General features: G+C 40.2%; 16 protein-coding genes. 14 read left to right on the top strand and 2 right to left on the bottom strand.

All coding sequences use genetic code 11. The features are described 5' to 3' along the window. The first annotated feature begins 181 nt into the window (after positions 1 to 181). The 13 genes from FBF75_RS00670 to FBF75_RS00605 all read left to right on the top strand — a co-directional run bounded on the left by FBF75_RS00670 (position 182) and on the right by FBF75_RS00605 (position 18,316). The gene (locus tag FBF75_RS00670; protein WP_136944342.1) at positions 182 to 1,780 is read left to right on the top strand and encodes a M48 family metalloprotease; all 1,599 of its coding nucleotides are present in this window, start codon (positions 182 to 184) and stop codon (positions 1,778 to 1,780) included. A 245-nt stretch (positions 1,781 to 2,025) separates the two neighbouring features. Beyond that, complete coding sequence (locus FBF75_RS00665) at positions 2,026 to 2,742, top strand: (Fe-S)-binding protein (protein WP_035700904.1); 717 nt, start codon at positions 2,026 to 2,028, stop codon at positions 2,740 to 2,742. Between the two features lie 21 nt (positions 2,743 to 2,763). Next, positions 2,764 to 4,188, top strand: coding sequence for a LutB/LldF family L-lactate oxidation iron-sulfur protein (locus FBF75_RS00660; RefSeq protein WP_136944341.1), 1,425 nt, complete (start codon positions 2,764 to 2,766; stop codon positions 4,186 to 4,188). Further along, on the top strand, positions 4,185 to 4,907 hold the full coding sequence (locus tag FBF75_RS00655) for a LutC/YkgG family protein (protein ID WP_017367317.1): 723 nt from the start codon (positions 4,185 to 4,187) through the stop codon (positions 4,905 to 4,907). The genes FBF75_RS00660 and FBF75_RS00655 overlap by 4 nt, the downstream gene beginning before the upstream one ends. Positions 4,908 to 5,237: 330 nt before the next feature. Continuing rightward, positions 5,238 to 6,146 (top strand): DMT family transporter, encoded by a 909-nt coding sequence (locus FBF75_RS00650; RefSeq protein WP_060781073.1) that lies wholly within the window; start codon positions 5,238 to 5,240, stop codon positions 6,144 to 6,146. Positions 6,147 to 6,457: 311 nt separating this feature from the next. Next, the gene (locus FBF75_RS00640) at positions 6,458 to 8,674 is read left to right on the top strand and encodes an RNA ligase (RefSeq protein WP_136944340.1); all 2,217 of its coding nucleotides are present in this window, start codon (positions 6,458 to 6,460) and stop codon (positions 8,672 to 8,674) included. A gap of 64 nt (positions 8,675 to 8,738) precedes the next feature. After that, complete coding sequence (locus FBF75_RS00635; protein WP_017359590.1) at positions 8,739 to 9,449, top strand: DUF421 domain-containing protein; 711 nt, start codon at positions 8,739 to 8,741, stop codon at positions 9,447 to 9,449. A gap of 228 nt (positions 9,450 to 9,677) precedes the next feature. Beyond that, positions 9,678 to 10,259: a TetR/AcrR family transcriptional regulator gene (locus FBF75_RS00630; RefSeq protein ID WP_007499369.1), complete on the top strand. Its 582-nt coding sequence runs from the start codon at positions 9,678 to 9,680 to the stop codon at positions 10,257 to 10,259. Between the two features lie 21 nt (positions 10,260 to 10,280). Next, on the top strand, positions 10,281 to 13,424 hold the full coding sequence (locus FBF75_RS00625) for a bifunctional cytochrome P450/NADPH--P450 reductase (RefSeq protein ID WP_136944339.1): 3,144 nt from the start codon (positions 10,281 to 10,283) through the stop codon (positions 13,422 to 13,424). 243 nt (positions 13,425 to 13,667) lie between these two features. Beyond that, positions 13,668 to 14,576, top strand: a complete 909-nt coding sequence (locus FBF75_RS00620) for a trypsin-like serine peptidase (protein WP_008343827.1) — start codon at positions 13,668 to 13,670, stop codon at positions 14,574 to 14,576. Positions 14,577 to 14,722: 146 nt separating this feature from the next. After that, the gene (locus FBF75_RS00615; RefSeq protein ID WP_136944338.1) at positions 14,723 to 16,717 is read left to right on the top strand and encodes a glycosyltransferase family 39 protein; all 1,995 of its coding nucleotides are present in this window, start codon (positions 14,723 to 14,725) and stop codon (positions 16,715 to 16,717) included. Positions 16,718 to 16,944: 227 nt separating this feature from the next. Next, positions 16,945 to 17,325: a NucA/NucB deoxyribonuclease domain-containing protein gene (locus FBF75_RS00610; RefSeq protein WP_224559893.1), complete on the top strand. Its 381-nt coding sequence runs from the start codon at positions 16,945 to 16,947 to the stop codon at positions 17,323 to 17,325. Between the two features lie 142 nt (positions 17,326 to 17,467). Next, positions 17,468 to 18,316 carry an STAS domain-containing protein gene (locus tag FBF75_RS00605; RefSeq protein ID WP_136944337.1) on the top strand — a complete coding sequence of 283 codons (849 nt, stop codon included), beginning with the start codon at positions 17,468 to 17,470 and terminating at the stop codon, positions 18,314 to 18,316. 34 nt (positions 18,317 to 18,350) lie between these two features. Here FBF75_RS00605 and FBF75_RS00600 read toward each other — a convergent pair whose 3' ends face one another. After that, positions 18,351 to 18,893, bottom strand: coding sequence for an IseA DL-endopeptidase inhibitor family protein (locus FBF75_RS00600; RefSeq protein ID WP_098680462.1), 543 nt, complete (start codon positions 18,891 to 18,893; stop codon positions 18,351 to 18,353). Positions 18,894 to 19,189: 296 nt separating this feature from the next. Here FBF75_RS00600 and FBF75_RS00595 point away from each other — a divergent pair, with 296 nt between their 5' ends. Next, complete coding sequence (locus FBF75_RS00595) at positions 19,190 to 19,633, top strand: hypothetical protein (protein ID WP_098680461.1); 444 nt, start codon at positions 19,190 to 19,192, stop codon at positions 19,631 to 19,633. A 47-nt stretch (positions 19,634 to 19,680) separates the two neighbouring features. On the opposite strand, the gene lexA is transcribed toward FBF75_RS00595, so the two are convergent. After that, positions 19,681 to 20,301 carry a transcriptional repressor LexA gene (lexA, locus tag FBF75_RS00590; protein WP_007499350.1) on the bottom strand — a complete coding sequence of 207 codons (621 nt, stop codon included), beginning with the start codon at positions 20,299 to 20,301 and terminating at the stop codon, positions 19,681 to 19,683. Positions 20,302 to 20,404 lie beyond the last annotated feature (103 nt).

Genomic DNA, 20,404 nt, shown 5'->3' with positions numbered 1-20,404 from the left:
CATTGAGCCATTCTTTTGAAATATAGGTGTAATGTCCATTTTGTCGTACATATTCTTGTATTTAGATGTTAGAATTTTATGAGATGATTCCAGCAAATGAATGACGCTTACTTTATTATGAAATACATTATTCAAGATATTCATTTTGTTTTAATCCTATTAAACAGCAGGATGTGATGACATGTTACGCAAAGCCTTCCTCTCTTATCTCACTGCCAGTATAATCACAATCATCGTCATTATGATTGAACTCGGTTTTCGTTCAGCCGTTGTTTCACCATTTGTTTTACTTGATTCGAACAAAGAAAGCAATCCAAAAGTATTCGTCGCTCATTCGCTATATCAGGGTGACGTTTTATTAACCTATCAAGACGGCTCTTTCAATGGCACATCAGAAGCATCCCTTCAATTAAGTGGAAAGTACATAAATCTCACACAGATCCCATCTGCGAATGGAATCAGTATGATTGAAACAGAAAAAATAATGAATGATAAGGCATTGGTTTTTCTAAGAAAAGGTTTTGTACCTATCCATGATGATACGATCATGATGGAACAAGTAACGCAAAATCCCTTCTTTTCTACATACAATCTAACGAATCTAACAGAAACAACTAAGATCAGCACAAACTTTAAGTATAGCACCACATTTGTTACATTCATGACTTTAATGGGAATTCTTTTGCCCGCTTTGTTATTTTTCCTATTTAACCTTCATGAATCGATGAAAAACCTATTCACATTATTCATTCCCTTTGTTCTAGCCATTTTTCTTCCCTTGGGATTAAATTATTATTTTTTAATGGGATACGTGCTATCAGTTACAGGATCTTATGTGTTGAGTATGATTCTCTCTATACTTGTACCTATTTTCCTGTCAGTCTTATTGACAGCTTATTCATTTGAGTATGTGACAAAAGATTCTTCTGATGTATTAGGAGAAAATGAAGACACTTTAGGAAATTCATTCTTCCTGAACGTTAGGGAGCAAGTCGTTTTATTTGGTGCTATCACATTATCCTTGATATATTTCGGCTCTTATTTAGTCATGCCTTTGGCGTTTCAAGCGAAGGTTATGGATCATCTTATTCTATTTTGTGCTTGGTATTTCGCCCTAGTCATCTTATTTATTATGGGTTACTCATTCATTCAAAAAATGATAAATAAGTATGAAGTCTTATGGACGGACGAATTCATAAATATTTGCAAAGATATTGAGCATCAAACGAACCAAAAGGTAAAAATATGGGTAAAAAAAGACTCACAACATGATGTGAATGCCTGGATATATTCATTTCAACTTCCATTTAGAAGAAAAGTCAATCTATATGTGACGGAAGGGTTATTAGATAAGTTTGATACAGAGGAAATTCGTGCGATCTTATTCCACGAAATGGGACATGTAAAATTAAAACATGCGCATTTCACCATTTACCTCACTGTGATTGTCACTTTACTTATGGGAATCAGTATGTATTATGCCAGACAGGTGATGCTTGCCAATGGTTGGTGGCAATATATTTTGTTGTTCCCAGTAGGGGTATTAATCATAATATTTATGACGGAGTGGTTGCCAAAGAAAATGAGTCGGTTATTTGAGATTCAGGCGGATCGCTTTGCTGTTCACCATCTTGAGAATCAAACTCTATATCTCAATACTTTGATAAAATTAAGTCATTTGATTGAAGAAGATGGAGATGACGGAAGAAAATCTGAATGGCGTGAAAGTCATCCTTCTTTTGAAAAACGAATTCATCACATAAAGAAAATCATGAAGTGAAGGCGGTTTGTGTGAAAGACGACACTTCCTTCGGTAGTATGAAGAAATAAAAACATGAATGTTCTCAAACGCCCTGTAAAAAGGGCGTTTTTTCATGTATCACACAAGCATGATGTCCAAATTTTAGACAAATCCGTTCGTTGAAATTTCAGAAATTTGGGATTAAAATGAAATGAAGGTCCATTATTCAGTCATCAGATGACCGGACATAAATCAAGGTGCAGCAAAAGAAAGGAAGTTCGCCGATGAGAGTCAGTTTATTTGTCACCTGTATCATTGACACGATGCAGCCACATGTAGGAAAGGCGACTGTTGAGGTGTTAGAGCGGCTTGGTGTTGAAGTGGAATTCCCTGAAGAACAAGTGTGCTGCGGGCAGCCCGCCTTTAACAGCGGCTATACAAAAGAAACAATCAAAGCGGCCAAAAATATGATGAAAGCCTTTGAATCAGCTGAATATGTCGTCACACCATCAGGTTCTTGTAAGGCCATGTTTTTAGAATATCCGCACCTTTTTAAAGAAGACCGAGCGTGGTTCGCCCGTGCTCAGGCACTTGCTGCGAAAACATATGAATTAACGGAATTTATTGTTGATATATTACATGTAACAGATGTAGGAGCGAGTTTGAAAGGAAAAGCCACCTATCATACCTCCTGCCATATGACGAGACTGCTTAGAATTAAGGAAGCGCCTTTCACACTGTTGTCAAATGTCAAAGATTTGGTGATGGAACCATTGCCTCGCGCTGAAAATTGCTGCGGATTTGGAGGAACTTTTTCAATCAAAATGACACCCATTTCTGAGCAGATGGTCGATGAAAAAGTACAAAGCATAGAGGAGACAGGCGCTGAATATATCATCGGTGCTGACTGTGGATGTCTGCTGAATATCGGGGGAAGGCTGAATCGTCTTCATAAGCCAGTTAAAGTGATGCATATCGCAGAAGTGTTGAATAGCCGCTGAAGCTAAGAGGGGGAACGGCACATGAGTATGAAAATTGGAGAGAAGGCTTTTAAAGAGCGGATCGGCGAAGGATTAGAAGACGCTGTGATGAGAGGAGCTGTTTCCTCTGCACAGGAGCGTCTGTATAAAAGACGGATGACTGCAAGTGAAGTGCTTGGAAACTGGGAAAAGTGGCGTGAACTTGGAGAGGACATCAGGCAGCATACACTTGCCCACCTTGATGACTACTTATATCAATTAAGTGAGAGCGTGAGTAGACGTGGAGGTCATGTGTTTTTTGCAAAAACAAAGGAAGAGGCATCGGCGTACATCCAAGATGTCGCACAAAAAAAAGCAGCAAAAAAGATCGTGAAATCAAAATCAATGGTCACAGAAGAAATTGAAATGAATCAAGCGCTAGAAGAGATTGGCTGCGAGGTAGTTGAAAGCGATCTTGGAGAATATATTCTTCAAGTTGATGACCATGAACCACCTTCACATATCGTGGCACCAGCCCTTCATATGACGAAAGAACAAATACGGGAAGTTTTTCACGAAAAGCTTGGATATGATATGTCAGAGACTCCTGAAGAAATGACCAAATTTGTAAGAGCTTTGTTACGAGAAAAATTTCTTGAAGCAGACATTGGTGTGACGGGCTGTAACTTTGCTGTGGCTGACACAGGATCGATTTGTCTTGTGACGAATGAAGGGAATGCGGATCTTGTCACGTCCATTCCAAAGACACATATCGCAGTCATGGGGATGGAGCGGCTTGTACCAACGATGGAGGAGCTCGATGTCCTTGTCGGTCTATTGTGCAGAAGCGCAGTAGGTCAAAAGTTAACAAGCTATATCTCTGTCGTGGGGCCAAAAGGAGAAGAAGAAGTTGATGGGCCAGAAGAGTTTCATTTGGTCATTGTGGATAACGGACGGTCAAATATATTAGGGACGGAATTTCAGCCAGTTTTGCAATGTATTCGGTGTGCAGCCTGTATCAATGTGTGCCCCGTTTATCGGCATGTTGGCGGTCATTCGTACGGATCAATTTACCCGGGTCCGATTGGTGCTGTTCTTTCGCCGCTACTTGGAGGATATGACGACTACCAAGAGCTTCCTTTCGCCTCAAGTTTGTGCGCAGCCTGTACAGATGCTTGTCCAGTGAAAATTCCACTTCACGAATTATTAATCAAACATCGACAAGTCATCGTTGAAAAAGAGGGGAGAGCGCCTAAAGCGGAAATGATGGCAATGAAAATGTTCGGAATGGGCGCATCCACTCCTAGAATGTATCGATTTGGCACAAAAGCAGCCCCTGTGCTCTTGAAACGTATGACTTCAAACGGACAGATTTCAAAAGGTGCGGGTCCTTTAAAGAATTGGACAGAAATTCGTGACCTCCCAGCGCCAAGCAAAGAAAGGTTTCGGGATTGGTTTAAAAAGAAACAAAAGGAGGAGCGGCAATGAAAGGATCCATTTCTCATCGAGAACCATTTTTAGCACATATCCAGCAACAATTAGGCAAAAGCTCCTCCAAGCCTGCATCTATTCGGCGTCCGGTTTGGAAGCATCGAGTCAATTGGGAAACAAATGAAGGTCTGTCGAAAGAAGAATTGGTAGAGCAATTGAAGGTGCAATGTCAGCAAATTCATACGAAAGTGGTAGAAACAACGCCAAAAGAAGCACCCTCAACGTTACGATTATTGATGAAAGAGTATGGAGAAGGTCCTGTGATGACTTCGAGCGATAGACGTTTTGCACAATATGAATGTCATCCTATGTTTCAAGCCTTGCGGAAAGAAGGAATCTCAGTCACTAGCTGGAATGCAGATACATCAAGAGAAGAAAATATAAGGCAGGCAGAACAAGCGAAATATGCAGTGGTATTCAGTGATTACACACTTGCAGAATCCGGAACGGTTGTTCTTTCCTCCCATCAAGGTCAAGGGAGATCACTTCATTTTTTACCGATGATGTATATGGTATGTATTGAAAAAAGCACAATTGTCCCGCGGATGATTCATGCTGTTTCAGCTCTTCATCGCCTAGTAGAAGAAGGAGAGCAGACGAAAGGCGCCATTCATTTTATATCAGGTCCAAGTAATTCTGCCGATATTGAAATGAATTTAGTGGTTGGTGTTCATGGGCCGGTGCGGGCTGTGTATGTATTAATAGATGATGAATAAGGGCTTTCGTGAAGAAAGCTTCAGCGTGTAGGCAAACCCTCGCATTCGGTGTCAGTCCTGCGCTTCGGTGCTCACGAATGTTAAATTCGCTCCGCGCCGATGCTCGTCCTTCCTAGGGCTGCAAAGGTTTTCTATCACGCTGAAAAGAAGACAAAGGGCTAAAATAAAGTTCATTTTAGCCCTTTGTCAACAATCTGGGGCTTTCGTGGAGAAAGCTTTTTTTATGTAAACATTCTAAAAATTCATCTTGCCTCTAGGCGAATAGTCATAGTAAGATGACGTCATACAAGATGAGAAGCTCATCTACTGCTGATGTAAAGGAAGCTGCTAATGGAAATGAAGACAAATGCTCCAAAGAAGTCGATTGCGGTGCCGCTTGTGATCTCCATCATTGCGATTTCGTTTTCGGCCATTATTGTGAAGTGGTCAAGTGCGCCTGCTGCTATTTTAAGTATGTATCGAATGATATTTGCGGCGGTTTTGATGCTTCCGTTTATTCTGCCGCGTCAAAAAGAGTTTGTCTCGTTAAAGCGGAGAGACTGGTTTTTCTTATGTATGTCAGGTTTCTTTTTAGGGCTCCATTTTGTTTTGTGGTTCGGCTCATTGAAGCTCACCACAGTGGCGAGCTCTACAATCATCATTGCACTTCAGCCGATGGTGTCATTATTAGGCGGATTTCTCATTTTTCGTGAACGAACAACGAAGTCAGCCATTTTCACAATGTGTGCGGCGATTGTTGGTGCGCTCATGATCGGATGGGGGGATATCGGACATAGCCAAGACGCCATTATAGGAGACATTTTATCCTTTTTCAGTGTAATCGCTGTTGTTTGTTATTTATTAATCGGTCAACAAGCTGTGAGAAAGATATCTCATTGGATTTATAGTTTTTGTGTATTTGGTTTTGCCGGCCTTTTTTTAATTTTATTTAACCTTATACAGCAAACGCCTTTTGTAGGCTATTCGGGTAAAGAATGGGGGATTTTTTTACTGCTCGCCATTATCCCTACCATGTCCCATGTCATTAACAACTGGCTGTTAACCTATGTGAATGCGACAACTATTTCAATGAGTATTCTAGGCGAACCTGTTGGGGCAACGATACTCGCTGTTTTACTGCTTGGAGAGAAAGTCACGCTGATGCAAATGTTCGGTGGTCTTCTTGTCCTTTTAGGTGTCTTTTTCTTTTTGATGCAGCAGCGACAAGGAATCGTGATGAAAACAAAAAAATCCGGTTAACTCCCGGATTTTTTTACTCTTTTAAATGATTTTTTTCAATTACTTTGTTTAATCTAGCCTCGACTTTCTTCAATTCCACTTGTTTTCTTCGTATCATTCGAATCGCGATGACAACGATGGTCACGATCAATGCAATAAATAGAAGAGAAAATACTTGAATACGATATCCCCAATGTTGAATGCAGTATTCGCTTCATTAGGCATGTGTAACCCTCCTTATATCTATATATTGCCATAAAAAATAAAAGATTGAGATTTATCCATAATTTATCTATAATAGGTAAAATATCACTCATTAAAGGAGAACCATTATGAGAACTTTAGTCCTTTTACGAGGTCTCCCAGGTGCAGGTAAATCAACTTGGATCAAAGAACAAGGCTTAGAACCATATACATTATCAGCGGATCAGATCCGTCTGTTAACCCAGCCTCCGCAGTTATCAGTCAATGGGAAGCCGGAAATTTCAAGCAAACATGATCATAAAGTCTGGTCTTTATTATTTGAACTCCTCACAGCCCGAATGGAACGAGGAGACTTTACTGTCATTGATGCAACACATGTCACAAGTAAGTCCATTTCGCAGTATAAATCATTAGCTACTTCATATCGCTATAGAGTGTATGTTGTCGATTTTACGCAAGTGCCTCTTGAAACATCCCTGCTGCAAAATCGCGGTCGAGAGCCGCACAAAGTAGTGAAGGAATCTGTGTTATATCAAATGAATGAACGGTTAAAGACAGAGAAGGTGCCTTCATGGGTAACCGTTTTGATGCCTGAGGAATATCCAGCTATTATGACTTATCAGCCCAGATCTTTTGATCAGTATGAGGCCATTCATGTCTTCGGTGATATTCACGGCTGTTACACAGCTCTAAATACTTATTTGCAAGGAGACTTGAAAGAAAACGAGCTTTATATCTTTGCAGGTGATTTGCTTGATAGAGGAATAGAAAACAAGGAAGTGTTAGAATGGATGCTGGCACATAGAGAATGCCGCAATGTGATCGTCATTGAAGGAAATCATGATCAGCATCTTTACAAATATGCACATGAAGAAAAAGTGAGAAGTAATATGTTTAACCGTCATACTGCGCCTGAAATTGCGGAAGCAGGTTTTGACCTAAAAGAATTAAGGAAGTTTGTCAGAACATTTCATCAGCTCACCTATTTTACGTATCATGGTCAGACATTTCTTGTCACCCATGGTGGGCTTGCTCATTTGCCAGAAGAGCTTCTGCATGTCTCAACGCAGCAGCTTATTCACGGAGTAGGTGAATATTCAGATGACATTGACCACTTATTTGTGCAAAACACTTCTGGATTAGATATCATTCAAATTCATGGTCATCGCAATTTATATAGACTGCCTATCCAAGCGGCGGATAGATCTTATAATCTCGAAGGTCAGGTTGAATTTGGCGGACAGCTGCGTGTGTTAAAAATCACAGCAGGCGGGATTGAGACACATGAAATTGACAATCCTGTCTACAGAGCTTCTGAAAACAAGCAACCGGTCTTTGTTCAGCCCAATGTGACGCTGGATGATTTTTTAGCCCATTTAGATCAGCATGAATATGTACAGGAATTAAAGCTGCCACACGATATTTCATCTTTTAATTTCACCAAAAAAGCATTTAGTGAAAGACAATGGGATGAAATAAATGTCAAAGCAAGAGGGTTGTTTATCAATATGACTTCAAAGCAGATTGTGTCTAGAAGTTATAATAAGTTCTTTAATATTGATGAACGTCCTGAAACCAGAATGCAGCATTTAGTGAATCATCTTCAATTTCCTGTGACGGTCTTTGATAAAGCAAATGGATACTTAGGCACGGTTGGGTTTAACGACATAAAAGATGAGCTGGTGTTTACGTCCAAATCGTATACGTCACATGTGAAGCAAAATCAGCATGCTGCTTGGGTCGAAGAGCTATTTTATGCGACCTTTGACGATGTGCAGGTCGATTACATCAAATCATACGTACGCGACAACCATGTATCCCTTGTATTTGAAGTCATTTTGCCAGGGAAAGATCCGCATATTATCACATATGATCATGATCAACTCATTTTACTTGATATCGTGAAGCGTCAGCTGAGCTATGAAAAAGAACCATTTGCTGAAGTGAAAAGGCTCAGTGAACAGCTTGGCATGCGGTGCAAACAGCAAGTGGCAGTGTTTCATGATTGGACCTCTTTCTATAAATGGTATCAATCTGTATCACATGATGACACAATCAAAGAAGAAGGCTATGTCATTGAGGATAATAGCGGCTTTATGACCAAGTTAAAGCTTCCTTATTATCAATTTTGGAAGCAAATGCGATCCATTAAACAGCGTGTTGCAGATAAGCGCTCCACCCAAAAATATATGCAGGCTTTGCAAACAGCAGAGCAAGCAAGATTTTATACATGGCTACTCGAGCAAGATCCAGTAAACGTGAGAAACAGCTCAATCATTGAGCTGCGTTCACAATTTGAGCAAACGGAAGCGGGCCATTTGAATAATGACGGAATAAATGCATAGTCTAACAAAGAGTCTTTTCTAGAGAAAAGGCTTTTTTTCATGAAATCGAAAGGTGGAAGCTGAAATGCCAGATCATATTGAAGTCATACTTCGAACCATATTTGCTTTTGCTATTTTATTCGGCGGTGCCCGTCTTCTTGGAAAGCAAACCATTGCACAAATGAATATTTTTGATTTCATTGCGGCGATCAGTCTAGGTTCAATTGCGGCGAACTTGGCGTTTAATACTACGCTTCCGCTTCATCACACAACCATTTCTTTTGTGACACTTGTGATCATTATTTATGTGATTTCTTTACTTGCTTTAAGAAGCCGGAAGGTGAGAGGTTTTATGGCCGGTAAACCAACGCTTGTGATTCAAAATGGCAAAATCCTTGAAGAGAATATGAAAGGAATGAGGTATACACTTGATTATTTAAATCAACAGCTCAGAGAAAAGAATGTGTTTGACATTAGTGAAGTTGAATTTGCAATGATTGAAACAGATGGGCATATGTCGGTGAAAAAATACCCTTCATTTGATTATGTCACGCGAAAAGATCTTAACCTATGGATGCAGGCAGAGCGTTACATGCCCATTGAAGTCATTATGGACGGAAAGCTCATTTTGAAAAACCTTCATGAAAACCAATTAACGGAGCAGTGGATATATGAAGAAATTCAAAAAAGGCAGCTGTCTTTAAAAGACATTGTTTATGCGGTTCGTTCAAGTAATGGCAGTTTATATATTGATACATATGACGATCACATCCATTCTCCAATTGACCAAGAATGAACATATAGTTCAGACGACACCCGCGCGTCACAGAACTGCCAATATTTATAAGTCGTTTGGATGTCATCTATCTAGGTATCATTTCTCAATTATTATTATTTTCAGAAAATGTAGTGACGGAGAAAAATAAGTATGTTTAAGTATAAATAGAAGAATTTAAAATATTAATATAATATACACCAAGCGGAATGAATATTCATTCCTGATAAAACGAAAGGAGAGGATGAAATGCCCGCAGCAACTACTGATAAACAGGAGCAGATTATGAAGGCTTCTCTGGACTTATTTATTGAACGGGGTTTTGACGGTACAACGATGCCGATGATTTCGAAAAGAGCCAATGTTGGAGCAGGAACCATTTATCGTTATTTTGATAGTAAAGAGGCTCTTGTGAACATTTTATACCAGCGAAGCCTGACTGCATTTATCGACAAGGTGAATACAAACAGTCCAGACCCTAAAGCAAGCATTAGGGCTTATTTCAAACATGTCTTTTATTGCTTAGTGCTCTTTACAAAAGAGAATCCAAGTGGTCTGTACTTCTTAGAAATTGACAAACGCTCACACTATTTAGATGAGACAAGTAAAGAGAAGATGCAGCAGCTATTAAATGAGCTATTTCATATTTTTGAAGAAGGCAAAAAGGATGGAATTCATCCAAATCTTTCAGGGAGAACGATTTTATCCATTGTATTTGGAGCGTTCGTTCAGCTTCATAAACAGATTCTAGCAGAGGAAATTGAACCAACGATTGAATTTTTAGAAGATATTGAGCAATGCTTATGGCGTGCCATTAGCGTTGCATCATAAAGAAATAAAGGGAGTGGGCACATGCAACAAACATCAATCATTCCAAAACCAAAAACATACGGACCTTTAAAAAATATTCCTCATATCAAAAAAGGAGAGCTTTCTCAAACCTTTTGGCGGCTGGCAGATGAATTAGGGCCGATCTTTCAGTTTGAATTTTCAAAAGCAACAAGTATTTTTGTTTCCAGCCATGAACTTGCTAAAGAAGTATTTGATGAGAGGCGTTTTGATAAATTCATTGGAAGCAGTCTCAATAAAGTGAGAACATTTTCAGGGGATGGGTTATTCACAAGTTGGACAGAAGAGCCGAATTGGAGAAAGGCTCATCACATCTTGATGCCGGCGTTTAGCCAGCAGGCCATGAAGGGCTATCATGAGATGATGCTCGATATTGCCACACAGCTTGTACAAAAATGGCAAAGAACGGGCCGTGATGAAGAAATTGAAGTAGCAGAAGATATGACAAAGCTCACTTTAGATACGATCGGGCTATGCGGTTTTGATTTTCGATTTAACAGCTTTTATAAAGAAAATCAACATCCATTTATTGAAAGCATGCTGAATGGTTTAAATGAAGCGATGGATCAAGCAAGCAGATTGCCGGTCGCAGATAAATTAATGATCAAAAGAAGAAAAGAATTTGAACAAGATGTTGATTTTATGAAGCAATTAGTAGATGACATTATTCAAGAACGGAAAAAACAAGATAAAACGGGCAATGATTTACTATCTCTCATGCTACATGCAAAGGATCCTGAAACAGGTGAACGCCTGTCGGATGAAAATATCCGTTATCAAATCATTACCTTCTTAATAGCAGGTCATGAAACAACAAGTGGATTGTTGTCATTTGCGATTTATTTTTTACTAAAGAATCCAGACAAATTAAAAAAAGCCGTACAAGAAGCAGACAACGTGCTACAAGGCGGACTGCCGACATTTAAGCAGGTTCAAAAACTAAGTTATACGCGTATGGTCTTAAATGAAGCACTTCGCCTCTGGCCAACGGCGCCTACGTTCTCTCTTTATGCGAAAGAGGATACAGTCATTGGAGGAAAATATCCGATCCAAAAAAACCAAAGTGTCAATGTGCTGCTTCCTAAATTACATCGGGATCAAGCGGTTTGGGGGGAGGATGCAGAAGAATTCAAGCCTGAACGTTTTATGCATCCTGAAAAGATTCCACAGCATGCCTATAAACCGTTCGGAAATGGCCAGCGTGCATGTATTGGGATGCAATTTGCCCTTCATGAAGCCACGATGGTTCTGGCGATGGTTCTGCACAACCTTGAACTGATTGACCATACGTCGTATGAACTGGATTTAAAAGAATCTCTGACCATTAAGCCGAATGATTTTAAAATCAAAGTGCGGCCAAGAAAGCAGCAATTCTTTATGGCGCCTCCGAAAGAAGAACCAACAAAAAGCACGGCATCTGCTGAAGCAAAAATAGCGAGTCATGGAACACCGCTATTGGTCTTGTACGGATCAAATCTGGGCACAGCAAAGCAGATGGCAAACGAATTTGCTGAAGACGGGAAAGCAAAAGGGTTTGACGTGACAACGGCACCGCTTGATGATTATACTCGAAAGTTACCAGAGTCAGGCGCAGTTTTAATTGTAACGGCTTCATACAACGGTCATCCGCCTGACCATGCGAAACAGTTTGTGGATTGGGTGACGCAAGATGAGGAGCAGGATCTATCAAACGTGACATTTGCAGTCTTTGGGTGCGGAGATCGAAATTGGGCGAGCACATATCAGCGTATTCCTCGTCTGATTGATGAAGCACTTGAAAGAAAAGGGGCGAAGCGTGTAACGGATATTGGTGAAGGCGATGCGGGCGGTGATATGGATGAAGATAAAGAAACATTCCAGAAGACAGTCTTCGATGAGCTTGCAAAAGAATTCAATTTAACCTTGCAGGAGAAACGCCAAGAAAAGCCAAACCTATCCATTGCATATACGAATGAGCTAGTGGAACGTCCTGTAGCTAAAACATACGGTGCCTTTTCAGCTGTTGTATTGAAAAATCAAGAATTACAATCTGAAAAAAGTACCCGCCAAACAAGGCATATCGAACTTCAATTACCTGAAGGCAAGCACTATAAAGAAGGAGATCATATCGGAATCGTGCCAAAAAATAGTGCAACACTCGTTCAGCGAGTGACCGATCGTTTTAAGTTGGATCCCAAGCAGCACATGATACTCTCTTCGGAAAAAGAAGCAAGTCATTTACCATTAAATCAGCCAATTCAAATCGGAGAATTGTTGGCGTCACATGTAGAGTTGCAAGAGCCTGTGACACGTACTCAGCTAAGAGATCTTGCAAAATATACGGTATGCCCCCCTCATCGTATTGAACTTGAACAAATGGCGGGAGAAATTTATCAAGAAGCTGTATTAAAGAAGCGTGTGACCATGCTTGATTTACTAGAACAATACGAAGCATGTGAACTGCCATTTGATCATTTCTTAGCCCTATTACCAGGATTGAAGCCTCGTTATTACTCGATCTCCAGTTCGCCAAAGGTGGATGAAAAGAGGCTTAGTATCACAGTAGCTGTTGTGAAAGGAAAATCATGGAGCGGACGCGGTGAATATGCAGGCGTCGCATCAAACTATTTATGCGGACTGCAAGAAGGAGATGAAGTGGCCTGCTTCCTCCATGAAGCTCAAGCAGGATTCGAATTGCCGCCTTCTCCTGAAATACCAATGATCATGATTGGACCAGGAACAGGTATCGCCCCGTTTAGAGGGTTCATTCAGGCAAGGGAAGCATGGCAAAATGAAGGGAAGTCGTTAGGTGAAGCCCATCTTTATTTTGGCTGCCGCCACCCGCATGAAGATGATCTGTATTATGACGAAATGCAGCTTGCAGAAGAAAAAGGAGCCGTCACCATCCACCGTGCTTACTCTCGCTACGAGGAGCAAAAAGTGTATGTCCAGCACTTCATTAAAAATGATGGAGCCAAGCTCATTAAATTGCTCGACAAAGGCGCCTACCTGTATATTTGCGGGGATGGAAAGGTCATGGCACCAGATGTCGAGGCAACACTTATTGAACTGTATCAGACTGAGAAACAGTGTGCGAAAGAAACAGCTGAACAATGGCTGACTTCTCTAGCCAATGACAACAGATATGTAAAAGATGTATGGAGCTGATCACGCTGAAAAGAAGACAAAGGGCTAAAATAAAGTTCATTTTAGCCCTTTGTCAACAATCTGAAACCGCCAAATTGGCGGTTTTTCTTTTTTCATAGAGAGATCGCTAGAATAAATATTTGGAAGATACGAAACACCTAATTTACAAATGAAATATTTTGTAAAAAATAAGAATATTCTCTCATTTACTCCAATATGAAACAATCGTATCATTTTTGATATAGGACATAAAGGAGGAATATGATGAAAAAGGTGAAAAAATTAATCCCTTCTCTACTCGTTTTTGGTGCTTTAAGTGTGCCTAGTTTTGCCCATGCAGCATCTGATTCAGTACTTACGTCTGATTATGACATGGTGACTTCTGACGGAAAGGTGATTTCTTCAGCTGACTTCCACAACGATATGAAAACCCCCTCATCCTTTGACAAAGTGGATGATCTCTCTTCTACTATTGGCGAAAAAGTAAAACCACTCACAAAATATTTAAAAGACTTTCAAACAAAAGTAGTCATTGGAGACGATGGTAGAACAAAAGTGACGAATACAAGAGTAGCACCCTATAATTCTATTGCCTATATTACATTTGGTGGATCTAGCTGCACAGGAACACTCATTGCTCCAAACAAAATATTGACAAACGGACACTGCGTCTACAATACAGCCACAAGAAGCTATAGTGCAAAAGGGTCTGTCTACCCAGGCATGAATGACAGCACGGCCGTGAACGGCTCAGCAAACATGACCGAATTCTATGTACCAAGCGGATATATCAACACGGGGGCGAGTCAATATGATTTTGCCGTCATTAAAACAGATACGAACATTGGAAATACGGTCGGCTATCGCTCTATTCGTCAAGTGACAAATCTAACAGGTACAACGATTAAAATTTCTGGATATCCAGGTGATAAAATGAGGTCGACTGGCAAAGTGTCACAATGGGAAATGTCAGGTCCAGTCACGAGAGAAGATACGAATCTCGCATACTATACGATCGATACATTTAGCGGAAACTCTGGCTCTGCGATGCTAGATCAGAACCAACAAATCGTCGGGGTCCATAATGCGGGTTATTCAAACGGAACGATCAACGGCGGACCAAAAGCGACTGCTGCTTTTGTTGAATTTATCAACTATGCGAAGGCGCAATAAAAAATAGGGCATTCAGCTTGTTTCCTTTACAGGGGACAGGCTTTTTTTATCGTCAATTGCAGAAAAGTTTCTTTTTTTGTTCATCACTATTTCATATTTAAAAGCTATGCTGAATGAAATAAATGAAAAAGAAAGAAGAGATATGAGTGAAAAATAAAAAAATAGATATGATATTGTTGTTGATTTTATTGATTGCAGCTTTTCTCTACACTTATCAAATTTGGCAGAATGACAGTGCCAATCAATATTATTTAGCTGCAGTCAAAAGTATGTCCAAAAGCTTCCATCACTTTTTTTATGCCTCATTTGATGCAGCTGGATTCGTATCAATTGATAAACCACCCGTCGTTTTATGGATTCAAACCATCAGTGCACTTATTTTTGGCTTTCATACATGGAGTGTTATATTGCCGCAGGCACTTGCTGGAGTGGGGTCTGTTCTTCTTCTTTATCTCATGATAAAACCAGCTTTCGGTCAAGGTGCTGCAAGGGTGTCAGCGGCCGTTATGGCTCTCACACCAATTGCCGCAGCTGTGAGCAGAACGAACAATATCGACAGTATGCTCGTCTTCACATTACTTGCGGGTACGTATTTCTTGATGCGTGCTGTAAAAAGAGGGAAGTTGCGCTGGCTTCTTATTGCCTTCGCTTTGGTAGCGGTAGGATTTAATATGAAGATGCTGCAAGCTTTTATGGTCGTTCCGGCATTTATTTTCTACTATTTCATTGCTGCTCGCGTACCGTTAAAAAAGAAAATTTTCTCTCTCTTATGCTCGATCGTCGTATTAGTCTGCTTATCTCTATCGTGGGCAGTTGCTGTAGATATGACAGCTGAAAGTGAGCGCCCTTATGTGGGAAGCAGCCAAACAAATTCAGTGTTAGAACTTGCCTTTGGTTATAACGGCACGGAACGGCTGCTTGGTCAGACGACAGGGAAATCCTTTGGAGACATGAACCAGCAAGCAGGTATGGTGATGCCAGACAATTCTGGATTAGGCGATTCGTCAGAGGATCAGTCAAACAGAAATCAGCCGCCTCCATCCCAAAATCAAATGATGCCACCTCAACATGGTCCAGATGGTGGTTCTCCGCCTGGAAGTGCTGTAGGTCAACAAAGTATGAATATGTATGGCACGGGGAATCCCGGCGTATTTCGTTTATTTCAATCTGCATTGTCAGGTCAAATCAGCTGGATGCTGCCGTTTGCTTTGTTTGGGCTTTTAGGGATGATCATCAGTTGGTGGAAGGAGAGAAAAGCTCAATTAAATGAATGGAAACAAACGATGTTTTGGACAGCATGGCTGATTCCTGCTGCCGGATTCTTTAGTATTGCGGGTTTCTTTCACCATTACTATCTCATTATGCTTGCCCCGCCTATTGCAGCACTATGCGGCATAGGAGCTAAGAAGATGGGAGAGTTATTTAAGGCAAACAAAGGAGTATCTGCGTATTTGCTTCCAGCAGCAATCGCTGTTACAGCCATCTTCCAAGGGTATATTTTGAGTAACTATACGACTCAAATCAGTAGTATTTGGATGTATGCCATTGCGATTGCGGGAACAAGTATCGCTATCCTATTGCTGATGTACAGAGAAAAACAATTGATCATGAAACGACTGCTCATCACTGCTTTGACAACGCTGTTACTGTTTCCAGGTTTTTGGTCCGCCACCCCAATCATATATGGTGGAAATGCTGTTCTTCCAGAAGCAGGTGTACAGCTGGCTAGTTCACGAGGAGGGAACATGTTTACATCTAGTGTCGATCAAGGCTTACTCACTTATTTAAAGGCGCATCAAACAGGTGAAACGTATTTATTTGCAACGCTTACGACTGTTACCGCAGCGCCATATATCATTGATGAAGATGAGAATGTCATGGCATTAGGTGGTTTTAATGGGACAGATCCTATTTTGACTGTCAACAAATTAAAAGCACTTATTCAACAAGGAAAGGTGAAATACTTTTTATTACCAGACAATCAGTCATCAGCTAACAGCAAATTGGTTAGCTGGATTAAATCACATGGTACAGTCATCTCATCTGAAGAATATAAACGATCCTCATCAGCTGAAGAGGGGATGCCGTCCGAGATGTCTTCACAAAACGAAACATTATATAGAGTAGATGAAATATCTTAATTAGAACAAGGCGAATGATGAAGAGATCATTCGTTTTTTCTTATGGATCAGTATCTAGGAAGATTCAGCTCATGTTTTTCACATGTCATCACTCAGCCACTCATACATTAAAAATGACTCATTTCCTTCAAGTCAACATCATTTCATCAAAAGTATGAGGAGGTCACGAGCTTTTGAAGATGAGAAAAGGCTGGATCGCTGCTGTCGTTCTTTGTTTTGTCATTTGGATGGGTGCGTTATTAGGTGGTTTTGGAGAGGATCGTTCCGCAAAAGGGGCAGATCGTTATGATCATGTGATTCAATTTCCTAAGGAACGGTATCCTGAAACAGGCAGTCATATTCAAGAAGCTATTCGAAAAGGGCACTCAGATGTGTGTACCATTGACCGAAATGGGGCAGATGCCCGCAGACAAGAATCATTAAAAGGAATTCCCACAAAACCTGGTTTTGACCGGGATGAATGGCCGATGGCAGTGTGTCTTGAAGGAGGAAAGGGGGCGAGCGTTCAATATGTCAGTCCATCAGATAATAGAGGCGCTGGTTCATGGGTCGGGCATCAAATCAGCGGGTATCCTGACGGGAAACGAATTTTATTTATTGTCAAATAAACATAGACAAGAGGCTCCTTGAGGGGGCTTTTTTTGTTCAACAGGAGCGTATTCGAGCTAGCAGGTACAAAAGATTCAGTGGTACAATCAATCCATCAGGTACAAAGACTGACAAGTAGAAAATGTGAAGGGACATATGCTTATGGAAAAGAACCGTGCATTATACGATTTTTTCATGCAACATGCAGAGAAACTGACTGAAACATGGTTTGAATCAATTGAGGATGATGATCCAGAATCCATTTATCGTTCAACAGATTCCAGCATCATAGCAGAGCTAAAACGGCAAAATCAAGATTATTATCAGCATTTTATCCGCGCACTTATTGAAGACAAGACGTATTTACATACGAAATTTAAAAAATGGTCTGAAGACTTAGCAAGTGATCCGAAGCACTTGAACACGCCATTAGATTACGTCGTGAGAGAGTATATGTCCAATCAAAGAGTGGTTCTTCATTACTTAAAAGAGTTTATAAAACAGCATCAAGGTGATATTGACATTGACCGAATATTTTATTGGTATGATTTGATATCTGAGGCATTTAACATTTCAATTCATGTCTTTATTCAGCAATATGTGAAAAATACCACCAAAAAACTCGTTGCACAAAGAGACATGATTTATGAGCTGAGTTCCCCAGTCATTGTGTTAAAAAGTCATGTTGCCTTATTGCCTTTAGTTGGAGATATTGACACTGCGCGAGCAAAGATTATCTTAGAAAATACATTAAAACAGTGTTCGCAAAAAGGTGTTCAACATTTATGTATTGATTTATCGGGTGTCGTCATCATTGATACGATGGTAGCACATCAAATCTTTGATCTTGTCACGTCACTTCGGTTAATCGGGGTTGATACGACCATTTCAGGTATTAGACCAGAAATTGCTCAAACGGCTGTACAGCTTGGACTTCCTTTTAATGAATTTCAAACGGCTTCATCACTTGCTCACGCTTTAGATCGTATGACTGAATTTTCACCAATATAAAAAACCAGGCCGCTTACTAGGCCTGGTTTTTTATTTAGATCACAGCGTCAATTTTTGTTACTTTCCACTCGTTTTGTACTTTCTCGAAAGTGACAGTACGTTTTACTTTGCGTCCATCAAGTGTTGGTACTGTGAATTCGTATGTGCGGATTGTATTTTTCTTAGAGACGAGTTTAGGTGTTGCCTTATCCCAATTAAGCATATTGTCTCCGTCACCAACTGGCACAGCCATTTTTCCTTTATGAACGATGAACTGATAGTCTTTTAAACCGTGAGTAATGGCATCTTTTGTGAACACTTGAGATAGATAGCTGTTTAGTTTTTTCTTTGTATCAAATGTGTTAGACAGGTAGTTGTAAGTCATGTCTTTATAAGTAAATGATTTTAATTTGTAATCTGAATGCTCTTTAATGTTGTAGCCTGACATAGCACTCCAAAAGTGTTCTCTTGCATCAAGGGCAATATGTAACGCTTCTTTATTTGTCAAAGCGGCTGATTTTTTGGAAGCGGCCAGTGTTGTTGTTTGTAATGAGATCATAAGCATAATAGCGGTTAATAAAACAAATAATTTTTTCAAGGCGATTGCCTCCTTTTCTCAATGAAAACTTCTTATGTTACAAATGTTACAATAGTTACAGAGATATTACAAGTATTAAATCTAAATGTTTTTTATTTCTTTTCTTTCTATCTATATAACGTTTGAGGGAGACAAAAAGTTTTCATTTTTTTATTTTTTTCTTCCTCATTAGTATTTAACCGTTCTAAAGAAGAATAAAACGTCTTTTGGAAAGATTTCTATTTGTCTCCTCAACACTCTTTTTTTATGTATGACATATACTGTCGTGATGAATGTCTAAGAAAGTGGTGTTTAGTATGTATAATCCATATGAAGGTACGTGGAATGGGTACTTGTACGATCGGCAGGTACAAAGCATGCCGGCGTTTCCTATTTCTCAAGTTGGAGGATTTCCCGGATTGCCATTCGGAGGGACTGGGCAAGGGCAAGGTGCAGGAGGACAATCGGTCCCGCCAGCCCCGCCGCAGCATATCATCTCGCAATATCAACAAGCAGTCTCTCAGCCTCAAAGTATGCAGCCGTTCATTGCAGGGCAGAGTGTAGGCGGAAGCCAGCAAACGGTTCAATTTGCAGCTGGATGTAATAGAAGGTGGACCATTGTGTTCCTTAGAAACGGTCAAGTATTTCTCATGTATGTTCTTTCCTCGCAGCCTTTTGGCCGTACAACGGGTTTCATATGGCCGAACTTTACATTTGGCTCGTTCCCAAGCTCTAGTATTCTTGCATATTCTTGTTCATAAAAGAAAAAGCCGGCTCTCATCAAACGTTGATGAAATACCGGCTTTTTTTAATGAATATTTCTAAATACGCCAATCACTTTACCTAGTATACTCACATTCTGTAAAATAATCGGTTCCATTGATGGATTCTCGGGCTGTAATCTAAAGTGTGTATCTTCCTTATAAAAACGTTTCACTGTTGCTTCATCTTCTTCTGTCATAGCCACCACAATATCTCCATTGTTGGCAGTGCTTTGCTGACGCACAATGACGTAGTCTTTGTCCAAAATACCTGCATCGATCATACTTTCTCCCATAATTTCAAGCATAAATACTTGTTCATCTGGCGCTGCAAAAGTTTCTGGAAGTGGGAAATATTCTTCTACATTCTCAACAGCCGTGATAGGCAAGCCTGCTGTGACTTTTCCGATGACTGGAACATTCATTACAGCGCTCTTTGGAATATTCATTTCCTCTTCATCTAGTACTTCGATCGCTCTAGGTTTCGTTGGGTCTCTTCTAATTAAACCTTTCGTTTCTAGTCTAGCTAAATGTCCATGGACAGTTGAACTTGATGCTAGACCGACAGCTTCGCCAATTTCACGAACGGATGGGGGATAACCCTTGCTTTTTACTTCTTCTTTTATGAATTTCAGGATATCGAGTTGTCTTTTTGATAGCTTCGTCATCTTTTGCACCTCAAAACGTCAATTTTAAAGAAATTATAGCATGTTTTTCCTAACAGTACAAACATAGGTTCGAAAAAAACGTTTGACAGAAACGTTTGTTCGT

The organism is Bacillus sp. S2(2019) (assembly GCF_005144805.1).
GTDB lineage: Bacteria > Bacillota > Bacilli > Bacillales > Bacillaceae > Bacillus > Bacillus altitudinis.
This window is presented reverse-complemented; position numbering and strand designations above follow the sequence as displayed.